Annotated in this window: 6 protein-coding genes; 4 read left to right on the forward strand and 2 right to left on the reverse strand. The window is 67.7% G+C overall.

What is annotated here, in order from left to right:
* The first annotated feature begins 32 nt into the window (after positions 1 to 32).
* The 4 genes from IPM18_14930 to IPM18_14945 all read left to right on the forward strand — a co-directional run bounded on the left by IPM18_14930 (position 33) and on the right by IPM18_14945 (position 10,266).
* A complete protein-coding gene (locus IPM18_14930) occupies positions 33 to 3,452 on the forward strand; it encodes an exodeoxyribonuclease V subunit gamma (GenBank protein ID MBK9120872.1) in 3,420 nt (1,139 codons plus the stop codon).
* Complete coding sequence (locus IPM18_14935) at positions 3,449 to 7,096, forward strand: UvrD-helicase domain-containing protein (protein ID MBK9120873.1); 3,648 nt, start codon at positions 3,449 to 3,451, stop codon at positions 7,094 to 7,096. Before IPM18_14930 ends, IPM18_14935 begins: the two co-directional genes overlap by 4 nt.
* Before the next feature lie 118 nt (positions 7,097 to 7,214).
* Positions 7,215 to 8,438 (forward strand): aspartate kinase, encoded by a 1,224-nt coding sequence (locus tag IPM18_14940; protein ID MBK9120874.1) that lies wholly within the window; start codon positions 7,215 to 7,217, stop codon positions 8,436 to 8,438.
* Between the two features lie 16 nt (positions 8,439 to 8,454).
* Positions 8,455 to 10,266, forward strand: coding sequence for a TIGR03960 family B12-binding radical SAM protein (locus IPM18_14945; GenBank protein MBK9120875.1), 1,812 nt, complete (start codon positions 8,455 to 8,457; stop codon positions 10,264 to 10,266).
* 9 nt (positions 10,267 to 10,275) lie between these two features.
* Here the strand turns inward: IPM18_14945 and IPM18_14950 are convergent, their stop codons facing one another.
* A complete protein-coding gene (locus tag IPM18_14950) occupies positions 10,276 to 12,057 on the reverse strand; it encodes an ABC transporter permease subunit (protein ID MBK9120876.1) in 1,782 nt (593 codons plus the stop codon).
* Complete coding sequence (locus IPM18_14955) at positions 12,054 to 14,762, reverse strand: extracellular solute-binding protein (protein MBK9120877.1); 2,709 nt, start codon at positions 14,760 to 14,762, stop codon at positions 12,054 to 12,056. Before IPM18_14955 ends, IPM18_14950 begins: the two co-directional genes overlap by 4 nt.
* Positions 14,763 to 14,863 lie beyond the last annotated feature (101 nt).

Raw genomic sequence — 14,863 nt, forward strand, 5'->3', positions numbered from 1 at the left:
TCGGCCCCGGGGGCTCCGCGCGGAAAGTCGCCATGGCGGTTACATTCATCATCGGGCGCGCGGGCGCGGGCAAGACGGCGCACTGCCTGCGAGCGGTGGCGATGGCGCTGGAGGAAGCGCCTCGGGACGGCGGGCGGCTCATCCTGCTGGTGCCGGAGCAGGCCAGCTTTCAGGTCGAGCGCGCGCTCGCAGGCGCCACGCGCTTGCGCGGGTATGTGCGCGCGGAAGTGTTGAGTTTCTCGCGGCTGGCGCAGCGGCTGTTCGACCAGCTCGGGTCGGCGCCGGTGGTGGTTGATGCGGAAGCCCGCACACTGGCGCTGCGGGCGCTCGCGGGGCGGCACGCCCACGAACTCGGATCCCTGGGACGGAGTATGCAGCGACCTGGGGTTTGTGCGGCGCTGAGCGGGTTGATCGAGGAGCTGATCACGGAGGGGGTGACGCCCGCAGCGCTGGCGGCGACAGCCGGCACCGTTGCGGATGAGCATCTGGGTCGCAAGCTCAGGGCTTGCGCCCGGCTGTACGCGGCCTATTGCGCCTGGCTCGGTCCTGGTCGCTGCGACGTGGCGGCGCGCCTCGGGGCGGTCACGACGGAGTTGGAGCACGTCGCCTGGTTGTGTGGTGCCCGCTTCTGGGTGGATGGCTTCGCGGGCTTCACCGGGCAGGAGCTGCAGACACTGGTCGCGCTCGCGCAGCGGGCGGCGGCCGTGGAGATCACCCTGCTGCTCGATCCGGTGGCGGCGGTCCGCGCGCGGTCACCGGCGCAGGTCGATCCGCTCGGGCTGTTCGCGCGGACCGAGCAGACTTATCAGCGGCTGGCGGCTGCGTTCGCGACGGCCGGTGTAACGGTAGCGCCGCCGGTGCGGCTGCAGCCGGCGCCGCTCCCACGTTTTTCGGCGGCGCCGCAGTTGGCGCGGCTTGAGGTCGGACTGGCGACGCCCGAGACCAACCCGGCCGAGGGGGTACAGAGTGCGCAGCAGGTTCGCATCGTGGCGTGTGCCCAACCGCTCGCGGAGGTGCGTGCCGCAGCCCGCTGGATTCGCACGACGCTGGCCAACGGTCCCGCCGGGTTGCGGCTGCGTGATTTTGCGGTGATCGCGCGCGACCTGACGATGTTTGCACCGCTGATCAGCGAGGTGTTCGAAGAGTGCGAGCTGCCGTATTTTCTCGACCAGCGTCGCCCCCTCGGGACGCACCCGCTCTGTCGGCTCGTGGGTGGTTTGATCTCGGCGGCGGTGACGGATTGCTCGAGTGAAAGCATGGTGGCGCTGCTGCGTACGCGGCTTTTGCCGTTGACGTCTGCGCAGGCCGAGCGGCTTGAGAACGCGGTGGTGCGCACAGCGATCCGGGGTTTCGCGGCATGGCGGTCGGAAACCTGGCCGCCGCAGAGTACCCGCGGTGAGCCGGCGGAGCGTGCGGCGCGGTTGGTGCTGGTCGCGGCCCTGGCGCCGTTGCACGCGTTGGCGCAGCAGCTGCAGACGGCAGTGCAGACGTGGGTGCGGGCTTTGTACACCGCGCTGGAGCAGTTGCAGGTGCCGCAGGGCATGCAGAACTGGATCGCCGCGGCCCGCGCCGCACAGGCCTGGGAGGCCGCCGAGACCCACCGCCAGGCCTGGGCCAGCGTGGTCGAACTGCTGGAGCAGGGGGATGCGGTCCTTGGTGACACGGCGATCGAGCCGGTGGAACTGCAGGCGGTGCTTACCGGCGCGCTGCGTGAGCGCACCCTTGGCCTCACACCCCCGACCGTGGATCAGGTGCTGGTGAGTGCCATTGAGCGCAGCCGTCATCCGGACATCCGCCATGCGTGGGTGCTGGGATTCAACGAAGGGGTGTTCCCACAGCGGCCGGGGGAAGATGTGCTGCTCACGACGAGCGAGCGGGAGCAGCTACAGGCCGCTGGGCTCGGGACGCGTCCTCCGCGCCGGGATGAAGTGCTGGACGAACGCCTGCTCGCGTACATCGCCTGTACGCGGCCCTCGCAGACTCTCACGCTGAGCTACGCCCGCACCACGGCCGCCGGTGAAGAGGCGCTGCCCTCGGCGCTGCTGGGTGAGGTGCGCGCCGCGCTGCCGGAAGTCGCGGTTCTGGTGGACGAGGCCGCCGCGGCGCCCGCCCACGTGGCAGAGTTCGCCCGCCAGTATCTGCAGGCGAACCCGGCGCGGCCCGAGTATGCGCGCCTGGCGCGTTTGTGGACCGCGCTGGAGCAGGAGGCCAGGCACCAGGGGCTGTTGACGTGGTTGCTGCGTGGCCAAACGTACGAGAATCAACCGGCCCCGCTGGGAGAAGCACTCGCGGTGGCCCTGCGGAACAGCTCCAGCACTGCGCTGTGGCGGACGTCGCCCTCGGCGCTCGACACCTATGTGCAGTGTCCGTTCCGCTACTTCGCGCAGCATGCGCTGCGGCTCGATCCGCAGTCCGGGCCGCTGCCTCTGCGATGGGATCTGGGCTCGGCGGCACACGAGATCCTCGCAGCGACGGTGTCCCTGGCCCAGTCGCAAAACGCCGACGTGACCCAGCTTGAACCAGAGGCGTGGGACCGCGCCCTCGATACCGCCGCGGCGGCGTACTGGGCGGAGTATCCGCCCGGGGATCGGCCCGAACTGGTGTTTTGGGGTCGACGACTGGAGGAATTGCTTCGTGATGTTCTTGGTGCCCAGGTCGATCGCTGGCGCCGCGGTGCGTTTCGGCCGTGGCGCACGGAGTTGCACTTCGATCCGCAGAGTGTGGATCAGGCGCTGCCGGCGATCGCGCTGCTCACGTCCACGGGCAATGTCCACATCATGGGGCGGATCGACCGGGTGGACGCGGCCACGATCGCGGGCCAACGCTATCTGCTGGTGGTTGACTACAAGAGCAGCGCCGGCCCGGTACGGGGCCCTTGGCTTACAGGCCATCGCCTGCAACTTTTCCTGTATCTGCACGCGTTGATGCAGGCCGAGGAGGGGCGCGCTGGTCCCCGTCCCGCGGGTGTCCTGCTGGCGCCGCTCTATCCCGATCGCGGCCGACTGCGGAAGCCCCCCCTTGCGGTCGCGGCGGAACCCGAGGAGCGCGCGCTGGAGCGCATGTATTTGTACCGGCCGCGCGGGCTGCTGGTGCCCGAAGCGGCGCGGGCCCTGGACCGCAACCTGGGTGGTGAGACGTCGCCCGTGGCGCAGCTCCGGCTGAAGAAGGACGGTGAGTTTTACGGCAACTCGGATGTGTGTGCGCCGGAGGTGTTGGATGCGTACCTGGCCGCGGCGGTAGCGACTGCCGAGCAAGTTGCAGACGGAGTGTTGGCCGGTTGCATTGATGTTGCTCCGCTGGTCGAGCAGCGCCGCCTGGCGTGCCAGACCTGCGATTTCGGCGCGGTTTGTCGCATGGATCGGCGTTATCACGGTGGCAGACTCGCGGAGCGGGTGCTGCCTTTGGTCGCGCTGCCTGAGTCGCCAGAGGATGAGGTGGAGGGGGCAGGATGAAGCTGACCGAGGTTCAGCAGCGTATTGTTGCGCACCGCGGCAGTCACCTGCTGGTTGCGGCGTCGGCCGGCGCGGGCAAGACCGAGGTGCTCGCCCGGCGCTGCGCTGCGCTACTGGCGGACGAAACCCATCCTTGCCGGGTGGAGCAACTGCTGGTGGTGACATTCACGCGGGCGGCGGCCGCGGAGCTGCGCAGTCGTGTAGCCCGGATGTTGCGCGCCCGGGCGGCCGAGGTGGCGTCCCCCGAATTGCGGCGCCACCTGCGGCGGCAGGAATTGCTGCTGGATGCAGCCGAGATCGGCACGATCGATGCGTGGTGCGGCCGACTGGTGCGCGAGCATTTCAGCGAGGCGGGCGTGGACGTCAATTTCCGGGTGCTTGCACCGGAAGAAGCGCTGTTGCTGCGGCGGCGCGTGCTCGGAGCGCTGTTCGACGAAGTTCATAGCGGAGCGGCGGAGTGGACGGTTCCGGTGCGTGCGTGGCTCGGACGGACGGCCACGGTGGGACCGGAGTTCCTCCGCGACTATGTGACCACACTGCAGCGTTCTCGCGAGCAGTTGCTCAACCCGGAGTCCTGGCTCGCGGCGCAACGTGCACCGACCGATGCAGCCATGGCGGCGCATCTGCTCGCGGAGGTGCTCGCGGGCGAGTGCCGCCTGCAGCGGGAACAACTGTCCGAACTGCTGGCAGGTGCCGAGCCGGCGGCACGCGACGCCCTCACGCCGTTCGAGGAGGCGCTGGCCGACTGGGCCGAGCGCGCGGCGTGCGTTGCAACCGCCGAAGACCTCGCGGACCTGGTCGCGGCGGTGCGGGCATTCCGGCTGCAGGCGCCGCGGGGCAGGACGGCCGCACCTCAGCCGGCCGTCGTAGGGATGGTGCGCGAGCGCTGGTTGAAGAGACGGTTGCAGGCGCGGTGGGACGCGGAACTGGTTGTGGGGTTGATGGCCGCGGCGGAAGATACGAGTGCGCTGACACAGGTGGTACTCGACCTCGAGGCGCGCTTCCAGGCGGCGCTCCAGGCGGAGAAACGGCAGCAGAACGCCTGGGAGTTCGGCGACGTACAGCGCTGCGCACTGGACCTGCTCGGCGCGCCGGTCGGGCTCCAGGAGCGAGTGCCGACACCATGGGCACAGGGGTTGCGGCGGCGTTATGCCCATGTGCTGGTCGACGAGTACCAGGACACGAGCCCAATCCAGGTTGCGCTGCTGGAACTTATCAGTGTGCCGGCCACCGAGTCCGGCAATCGTTTCATGGTGGGCGACATCAAGCAGAGCATCTACGGTTTCCGCGAGGCGGAGCCGCGCCTCTTTGCGCACACGCTTGCACGGTTCGAGAGTGGTGTGGAAGCGGGTTGCGTGGAGTACCTCTCGGACAACTTTCGCAGCCACGCCGCGGTACTTGAGCCGCTCAACCACCTGTTTGAGCGGCTTTTCGAACGCAACCTCGGCGGCACGAGTTATGGTCCGCGCGAGCGGCTGCGGGCCGGCCGCGAAGCAGGGGAGGGGCGGAATCCGACACTCGATACCGTGTCGCGTGTCCAGATACACATCTTTGCGGAAGAAGCGCGGACGGAGCCGGGCGCTGTCCCAGAGGATGAGTCCGTGCCAACCGAGGAGTTGCCGCCGGAAATCATCGAACGGGAAGCACTGTTCGCAGCCCGCGAGATTCACCGCCTGCTCGCGGCCGGAGTGCAGGTGCCGGAGCGTGGTGCTTCCGGCGCGCCGTTATTGCGCCCGTTGCGGTTGGGTGATATCGTCATTCTGCTGCGTTCGGCGGCCCAGAACGCGGGCCTTGTGGCGCGCACGCTGCGAGACCAGGGTCTGCCCTGTGCCGCGGCCGGCCGCGAGTCCCTGTTCGATTGCGTGGAAGTCGGCGACCTGATGAACATCCTGCGGCTGTTGGTGAATCGCCAGCAGGATGTTGCCTTGGCCGCGTACCTGCGCAGCCCGGCCGCCGGGCTGACAGCGGCCGACCTGTTGGCGGTGCGGACCACCGCGGGTCGCACCATCCCGTTTCACGCCGCCGTGTATCAGGTCGCGCAGTCCGGCCCGAGTGGAGCGCTGGTGGCGCGCTTAGGCCCCGCGCTGCAGCGTCTCGATGAGTGGGAAACGGCGTCACGACATCTCGATGTGGCTGCTGTGTTGCGGCTGATCCTGCGCGACACAGCTCTGCTCCATTTCGCGCAAGGCCTGAAGGGTGGTGACGAGCGCGTCGCGCGCCTGCGTGCCTTGCAGCAGCACGCGGAGTCGTTCGCGGCGAGTCAACTGGGCGGGGTGGCCGAATTCTGTGCGTACCTCGACGAATTGCGCGCTGACGAGATCGATTTGCCGGCGGCAACGGCCGGCGACGACGACATGATCCGCATCTTGACGATTCACGGTGCCAAGGGCCTCGAGTTCCCGGTGGTCTTCCTGCTCGCCTGTGGGGCACGCTTTAACCGCCAGGGTCTCGGGCGCGGCTTGCATGTCGATGTGGAACTCGGACTCGGCGTGCGTTTCTGTGATTACGCCCGCAAAGCGACTCTCACCGCACCGCGGCATTTCCTCGTGCAACAGCGCCTTGCGCAACGCGAGCTCGAGGAGGAGCTGCGGTTGCTCTACGTAGCGGCGACGCGCGCCCGTGAGTTACTGTACTTCGTCGGACATGCGAAAGCCGAGGCCTGGGATGAGGCCCGTGCGGCCTACGGCACCACGGGCCGTCCGCCCCTGCTCGCACGGCTTGCGGCCGGCAATCGCCTGGATTGGCTGCTCATGGCGGCGGCGGCCCAGGGTCCTGCCGCCACCGGCCGGAAGAACCTGCTACCCATGGTGCAGACGCACGACGCGGTGGCCGCGGCACCCGGTGGCGAGGTGGTGCCGGTGACGGCGCCGGACCCCGGCGCGTGGACGCGCGCGGATGAGGACTGGCTGCGTGCTACCCTGGGCGTGCTGCGGTACGACAGCGATTCGGTGTACAGCCGTGTGCCGGCGGCCCTGTCCGTCAGTGCTGCGAAAGAGATCGCCCAGCGGGAGCGCGGGGGTGACCGCCCGCAGATCTATGAACCCGTGGAGACGCCGCTGCCGGTGCCGGGTTTTGTGCGTGCGCATGCGGAACCCGAGGGGCGGACCCTCGGCACGGCCTGCCATCGTTTCCTGGAGCAGGTGGACCTTGCCCGGCTCACCGACATCGACGCGCTGCGGACGGAGCAAGAGCACCTGGTGGCCGTGGCCCGGCTGCCGGTCGACCTGGCGCGGCTCGTGCCGCTGGAAGATCTCGCGTGGTTCGCCGCGGAGCCGATCGCAGCCGAACTGCGGGCCTGCGCGGGCACGGCACAACGCGAACTCGCGTTCGTATATGCCCTTCCACTGGAGGCCACGGGAGAGTTCACGATCGTCCGTGGGGTGATCGACTGCCTGTTCGAAACCCCCGCCGGTCTTGCCCTGCTCGATTACAAGACGGATCGGCCCCGGGATACCGCCGATTTCGCAGCGCGCGTGGCGGCCTATACGGTGCAACTCCAGCTCTACGCGCAGGCCGCAGCCGCACTGCTCGAACGCCCCGTGCGTTCCGCGGCGCTGGTGTTTCTGCGGGAACGCCGCATGGTTGACGTACCGATTGCAGCGCCGCCGCTCGGACGGCTCTTTGCGCCGTCACCGACCGGATGAAGCCGGGTTTACGGCCGAAGCACGGCTCGCGCGCAGCGCGTTGCGGTGGTGGCGGGACGTTGTTGGAATATGCGGGGGTTACGCTGGTGGTGAGCCCCCGGCAGGAGTACGGAACGCGATGGCCATCCTGGTGCAGAAGTTCGGCGGCACGAGCGTGTCGGATGCGGCGCGGATTCACCGCGCGGCCCGGCGGGCGCTGCGCGCCATGCTCGCCGGCCGGCAGGTCGTGATGGTGGTGTCGGCGATGGGCCACACGACCGACCACCTGCTGGAGCTGGCGCAGCAGGTTTCGCGGCGGCCGCCGCAGCGCGAGCTGGATATGCTGCTTTCGACCGGTGAACAGGTCAGTATCGCGCTGGTGGCCATGGCGATTCATGAGGCGGGCTACGAAGCGGTCAGTCTGACCGGGGCGCAGGTCGGCCTGCTCACCGACAGTGCCCACACGGCCGCCCGCATCCGCTCGATCGACACGCAGCGCATCCGGCGCGTGCTCGATGACGGCAAGGTTGCGATCGTGGCCGGCTTTCAGGGTGTGGATGCGGACTACAACATCACGACGCTCGGCCGCGGCGGCAGTGACACGACGGCCGTGGCACTCGCGGTGGCGTTACGGGCAGAGTTGTGCGAGATTTACACAGATGTGGACGGCATCTACACCACCGATCCGCGCTTGGTGCCGGCAGCGCGGAAGCTGGACGTGATCAGCTATGATGAGATGCTCGAAATGGCGAGTCTGGGGGCGGGCGTCATGCACGGGCGGTCGATCGAGCTGGGCATGAAGTTCGACATGCCGATCCACGTGCGCAGCAGTTTCACCGACAACCCGGGAACGGTCATCATGAAAGCAACGGCAGGAATGGAAGACGTCGTCGTCCGCGGGGCGACGCTGAAGCGCGACATCGTGCGAGTTACGCTGGCGGGCCTGCCGAACGAGCCGGGCCTCACGGCGGCGATCTTTGACGAAGTCGCCGCGCGCGGCCTGTTCGTGGATGACATCGTGCAGACGATTGCCGGTGCGGAGCAGCGTGCCACACTCGGCTTCACGGTCGCAGGACACGATTTCGGCGAGGTTCAGGCCGTGGCCGAGCTGCTGAGTCAACGCTTTGCCCCGGCGGCGTGCGGGGTAAGCGATCGGTTGGCGCGGGTGAGCATCATCGGCGTGGGGATGCGATCCCACCGCGGTGTGGCGGCGCGCATGTTCCGGGCACTGGCCGACGCAGGCATCAACATCGAGAACATCTCGACGAGCGAGATCGTCGTGAGCGTGCTGGTGCGAGCGGCGGAGGGCGAGCGCGCCCTGCAGGTCGTGCATGCGGCTTTTGAGTTGGAGCGGGCGGAGTGAGGCCGCAGGTGCGACCATGAGCAGCCGAACCCTGGCGGAACGGGTGCGCGACGAACTGCTGCCTTTCGTCCGCCAGCCGGCGCAGTACCTCGGCGGCGAGGTGAACCAGCTTGTGCAGCCGGGCCAGTGGGAGGCGGCCGCGCTGCGCGTCGCGCTGGCGTTTCCGGATCTGTACGCCGTGGGGATGTCGCATCTTGGTCTGCAGATCCTCTATGGGGCTGCGAACGCGGTGCCGGGGGTGTGTGCTGAACGGGTGTTCGCGCCGGCACCGGATGCGGAGGCGCTGCTGCGGCGCAGCGGGTTGCCGCTCTTCACCTGGGACACCCGCCAGGCCGTGGGCAGCGCGGATCTCTTGGCGTTCTCGCTCCAGACGGAACTCGCCTTTACATCGGTGCTGAACCTGCTGGATTTGGCGGGTGTGCCGGTGCGGGCGGCCGAACGTGACGACACGCACCCGCTGGTGCTTGCGGGCGGGCCACAGGCCGACAACCCAGAGCCGCTGGCGGAGTTTCTCGACCTCGTGATTGTCGGTGATGGCGAGGTGGCCCTGCCCGCTTTGTTGACGGCGCTCCGGGAGATGAAGGCCGGTGGTCTGCCGCGTCGGGCGTGCATCGCGGCGCTCGCCGAGCGCTTCCCATGGGTCTACGCCCCCGGTCTGTACGCGGCCGAGTACCACGCCGACGGCACACTGGCCACCCTGCGGCCGACCCGTCCCGGCCTGCCGGAGCGGATTGAACGCTGTATCGCGCCGGATCTCGAAGCGCTGCCGTATCCGCGCCGGCCGCTGGTGCCGTGGACACCCCTCGTGCACGAACGCCTTGCGATCGAGATCATGCGCGGGTGTCCCAACCTCTGCCGCTTCTGCCATGCGGGCTACACGAAGCGACCGGTGCGCTGGCGCTCGGTGGAAAACATCGTGGCGCTCGCCGAAGAGGGTTGGGCCGCGACGGGTTTCGACGAGCTGGGGCTGCTTTCGCTCTCGACGTCGGACTACCCGGAGCTGGTGCGCCTGGCGGAGGCACTCAATGCCCGCTTCGCCGGCCGCATGGTGAATCTCAGCTTCCCTTCCCTGCGGGTCGACCAGACGCTGGCACTGATTCCCGCACTGGGTAGCAGCGTGCGGCGGGGGGCGTTGACGCTGGCCGTCGAGGCGGCGGCGCCCGAGCTGCGGGCCGCCTTGCGGAAGGAGGTCGCGAAGCACGATCTGCTCGCGGGGGTGCGCGCGGCGTACGCGGCCGGATGGAACCGCATCAAACTGTATTTCATGGCGGGCTTTCCCGGAGAGCGGCCGGAAGACCTCGACGGCATTTTCGACCTGAGCTATGCGGTGAGCTACGCGCGGCGCGAGGTGGGCAAGCCGCCGGCGGCGGTCACGTCCGCGGTCGGGTGGCTGGTGCCGAAGCCGTTTACCCCGTTGCAGTGGGCGCCGCAGCCGCCACGGGAGTACTTCTTCACGGTCATCAAACGGGTACGGGAACGTGCGCAGCAGCGCCGTTCGGCCGTGCGGTTGCGGTTTGCGGAGGTGGATCAGGCGGTGCTGGAGGGCGTGTTGGCGCGCGGTGATCGGCGGCTGGGTGCGGCTGTCGCGGGGGCGTGGCGGCGTGGTGCGCGGCTGGAGGGCTGGCGCGAGAATTTCGACCTGAGCCGGTGGCGGGCGGCGTGGCAGGAAGCCGGACTGGATCCGGTCTTCTATGCCGAGCGTGAGCGGGGCGCACATGAACTGCTGCCGTGGGCGCACATCGGAAACCGGCTCGGACCGGAGCTGCTGGCCCACGGTTGGCAGGACTACGTCGCTGCGCGTGGTGTCGCCAAGCTGTGTGGAGGGTAGTGGGAGCTCCTAGCCCTTCACGCCGGTGACCACCACCCCGCGCATGAACGCGTTCTGCGCCAGGAAGAAGATGATCAACGTGGGGATCATCATCATCGTGCTGGCGGCCATCATGTAGTGCGGGAACTTGTATCCGAACGAGGTCTTGAAGCTGTACAGACCGTAAGCCAGGGTCTGGTATTCGTCGGTATTCAGGTAAAGCAGCGGACCCATGAAATCGTTCCACGCCGCCATGAAAGTGAAGACCGTGACCGTGATGACCGCCGGCCGCGCCATGGGCAGCATGATGTGCCAGAAGGTGCGCAAGGGATCGCAGCCGTCGATGCGGGCGGCGTCTTCGAGGTCGAGCGGAATCGTCATGAAAAACTGGCGGTAGAGGAATACGAAGAATGCCGAGGTGGCGAGAAACGTCGGAACGATCAGCGGATAGTAGGTGTCAAGCCAACCGATCTTGACGTACAGGATATACGTCGGGAGGAACGTGATCGTGCTTGGGAGCATCATGGTCGAAAGGAGCACGAGGAACAGCGTGTCCCGGCCGCGAAACTGGAGCCGTGCGAAGGCGTACCCGACCAGTCCGCAGCTCAGAACGTTCCCCAGGATCGACAGTGACGTGATGAACAGTGTATTCAGCACGTACTTGTGCAGCGGCTCCACCCGGAAGACATTCAGGTAGTTGGCCCACTGCGGTTCGATGCGGCGCTCCGAGCGCACGCGGTCCGCGGCGATCGCTACGGTGTCATGGGGAGGAAGGGTGCGCACCGCGACTTGCCCCGGCGGGGCCTCCACCTCTTCGAGCACCCGGACGGTGAGCGGCTGGCCCAGCCATGTGATGCGGTGCTCCGTTTCCGTCGCCGTGGTGACATCTTCGGCCGGCAGCAACCACTCGCGCAGCGCGCTCATGCGCGCGACGGCCGTGATCTGTCCATCCGCGTCGCGCCGGGCCGGGCTGACCGGCTCGCGCTCGTCGCCCTGTACCCGGTAGTAATGCACGAGTGTCTGGCGCTGGGTAGCCACCCGCTCGGCCGGCGCCGCGAGGATCGCCCCGGGCACCAGCCGCACACGGGCGACCCCGGCCGCGGGCACCTCAGCCAGCACTGCGACCGGCAACAGCGGCGGTGCGGCCCCATCGGCCGCCCACGCCTGAACCGGCAGCCGTGCATCGTCGTCGTTCCGCAGTAGGTCGCGTGCGATCAGGAACTCCGCCCCCGGTGGTGCGATGCGCAGCCGGATGTGGCCGGAGTCCGAGTTGGACAGGACCTCCACCGGAACTTCGCGACCGAAGAGACGCACGATTTCGTGGGTTTCCACGCGCTCGTGCAGTTCTGCCGGGGTGATGGGCACGATCTGCTGGGTGCCGAATTGGCCGACGCGCACCCGGCCGGGATCGTCCGTCGGTTCCGGTGCGCTCACTGCGCGCAGGACCGTCCCGATGCGGGCGAGGTGCCCGGTGGTTGTCAGGACCTCGATCCCATCGGCCGGCCAGAAGAAGTAGGCCTGATCCTGCTCCTCCGCGGGCTTGATGCGCCAGACGCCGAGTCCTCCCGGTGTGCCGCGATCCACAATGGTGACCGGCTGTGCCGCGCCGTCGATCGTGGTGGCGCCGACTTCGTAGCGCTGCTGGATCGGAAGCCACTCCGGGTTCTCGCTGAGCACGGTGTCGGCCGTCTTGAGACTGGACAGCACCAGCCAGAGGAAGGGTAGCGCGATGGGTATTGCGCCGAGAATCAAGACACCCGTGAGCGTAACCTTGTGCAGCCGCTCGGCCGCGGGTTTGGACAGGGGCATCATGGTCGTACCCCCGGGGTCGTCGGTGCGGCCGGCGTAAGGGGTGCGGGTGCGGCCGCGTTGCGGCGTTCACGCTGGCCTTCGTAATAGACCCACAGGGGCGAGCTTTTGAAGATCAGCGCGGTGAAGACGAGGATGATCAGGAAGAGGATCCACGCCAGGGCGGCCCCGTAGCCAAAGCGGTAGCGGTTGACGGCCTCGTTGAAGAGGTGCAGCACGTAGAACAAGGTCGAGTTGTTTGGCCCCCCGCCGGATTCGAACAGCACGTAGGCGTTGGTGAAGACCTGGAACGAGCCGATGATGCCCATGATGAGCATGAAGAAGAGCACCGGTGAGATCATGGGCAGGGTGACATTCCAGAAGCGGCGCCAGCGATTGGCGCCGTCCACCTCCGCGGCTTCGTAAAGTTGCGTCGGAATGCCCTGCAAGGCGCCGAGGTAGATGATCATGCTGCCGCCGACCGCCCAGAGGTGCATGAGGATGAACATCCACATGGGCGCCGGGATGAACAGCAGCTTTTGGTCCGATGTCAGCCAGGCCGGGGGATTCTCCCAGCCGAGAAAACGCAGGGCGTGATTGACCCAGCCCTGATTGGGGTTGAAGAGGTAGAAGTAGAGCACCACCACCGCCACCACCGGCAGGATCGACGGCACGAAATAGAAAGTGCGCCAGAGGTTGATCCCCGGCACCTTCGAATTCATCAGGAGGGCCAGCGTCAGCCCGCCGATGACCGTCAAAGGGACGGCCAGCACGGTGTATTGCAAGGTCGCGCGCAGCGAGGTGTAGAAGAGCGGGTCGTCTCCGAGCAGGGCGCGTTTGTAGTTTTCGAGGCCGATGAACTCCGCGTCCCGCAGACTGCCCAGACTCTCCCACTGGCAGAAACTCAGTCCGATCGAGAAGAGCATCGGCCCGGCCGTCAGACAGAGGAAGCCCACGAGCCACGGGCTCACGAGCAGGTAGCCCCAGCGCTGCTGGCTGCGCTCGAGCGGCCCCAGGCGGATCGGATGGCGCAGCATCCGCCACACGAACAGGCCGCTCGCTACCACCAGCACACCTACGAGCGGCAGCCAGAGCTGCCAGGCCCCGTAGGTGGTTGCGGTGCGCCCGGTACTCGCGTAGGTACGCGCCCAGCGGTAGGCCTTCTCGGCGTGGTCCCCGATCTGTGCGACACCCTCTGCGAAAGCCGCGCGGTGCAGATCGAGCGCTTCCTCCTCGGTGGGGGGACGCTGGTGAGCGCGCTGGAAGCGGTCGAAATGGTCGCGCGTGAAGCGGCCGAAGTAGTACAGTTCGGAAGTACCCTGGCTGATGGCGCCGAGCACGTCGCCGGCGCGGATGCTCGCAGCACCCGGCAGCACCGTGTAGCCGATCTGTGATTCTCCGGTGCGCGGATCGGTGTAGGGGTAGCTGACATCGTGCACCATGGCCCACTTCGAGTCGGGCTTGGCGCCGGGCTCCAGGAAGTATTCCTCGCTGAGTGCCACGCTGCGCCGCGGTGGCACAAAGAGTGGCCAGCGGCTAAGCACCGCGGCCCCCCGCTGGCTGGAGAACCATTTGACAAAGGTGAAGGCCGCGTCGGGATTCCGGGACTGGCTCGACACGCCCAGCCCGGTCGGCGACACCAGGGCCGCCCGCGTACCGTCGGGGCCTTTCGGCAAGGGCGCTACATCCCAGGCGAATTCGTTGTAGCGATCGCGCGCGTCCAGCAACACGGATACATTGACCGGACCGAGCATCGCGACGCGGCCGGCGCGGAATGCGGCATCCTGGGTTGCCCCGGGGGCGACGAATTCGTTCGGCTGTGTGCGGTTTACCAGTGCCACTTCGTACAGGTACCAGAGGGCGTCCAGGGTGGCCGGGCCGATCTCCACCCGCTCGGTGGGTTGGCCGACATCCGCGAAGAAGCTCCCCCCGTTCTGTCGCACGAAGTTCTCTGGGCCGTGTTGCCACGTCGCGAAGGTGAAGCCGAAATCGTGCGGAATCGCGGCAGCTTCCGGATTGTCGCGATAGACCACCCAGCCCTGCGCATCGGTGACGAGACGGCCGTCCGGGTGACGTCGTGGAATGCGGATCGGCCGGCCGGCACGGTCGCGAGTGAGGGCGATGGCCCGTTCGCGCAGGCCCTGCCAGTCCCACTCATCGTCGGGGTAGGGAACGTTGTACTTGTCGAAGAGGGTGCGGTTGTAGAAGAAGAAGAAGTTGATGTACCACCCCGGCAAGGCGTACTGGTGCCCGCCTTCGCGAAACGCCTCCATGGCGAATTCGAAGAAGTCCGGCGGGTGCCTCCGGCCGGTGTGGTCGGTATAGCCGTGAATGTCGCGCTGGAGGTCCGGGTCGGCGGCCACGAACGGTGCCAGGTCCAGCAGGGCGCCGGCGTCCATGTAGTGCTGGACCTGCTCCCATTGCACTTCGAGGATGTCGGGTGCCACGCCGCCGGCGATCATGGTGTCGATTTTGCGCTGGGTTCCCCCGCCGCGCATCACTTGGAGGTCGATCTCGGGATGATCGCGCTCGAAGCCCGCCTCAATCGCTTGCCACATCTGGCGGTCGCGCTCGAAAGCGCCGCCGATCACTGTGATGATCGTGCGCTGGACGCCCTGCTCGTCGGTGGTTGTGCCGCGTGGTGGCCGCGGTAGCACTAGGTAAAGCAGGCTGGCCACGACCAGCAGCCCGGCGAGCATCCAGCGGGTGGGGTCACCAAAGCGATCCATGAGCACCATATCCTAGCGCGCCGGCCCCAGGTACGGCCTACGCTGAACTGTTTCATTCTACTCGCGGGGCGCAATCATGCGAGCCCGCTTGGCAGTCTACC

This window comes from Phycisphaerales bacterium (assembly GCA_016716475.1).
In the GTDB taxonomy this organism is placed as follows: domain Bacteria; phylum Planctomycetota; class Phycisphaerae; order UBA1845; family Fen-1342; genus JADJWG01.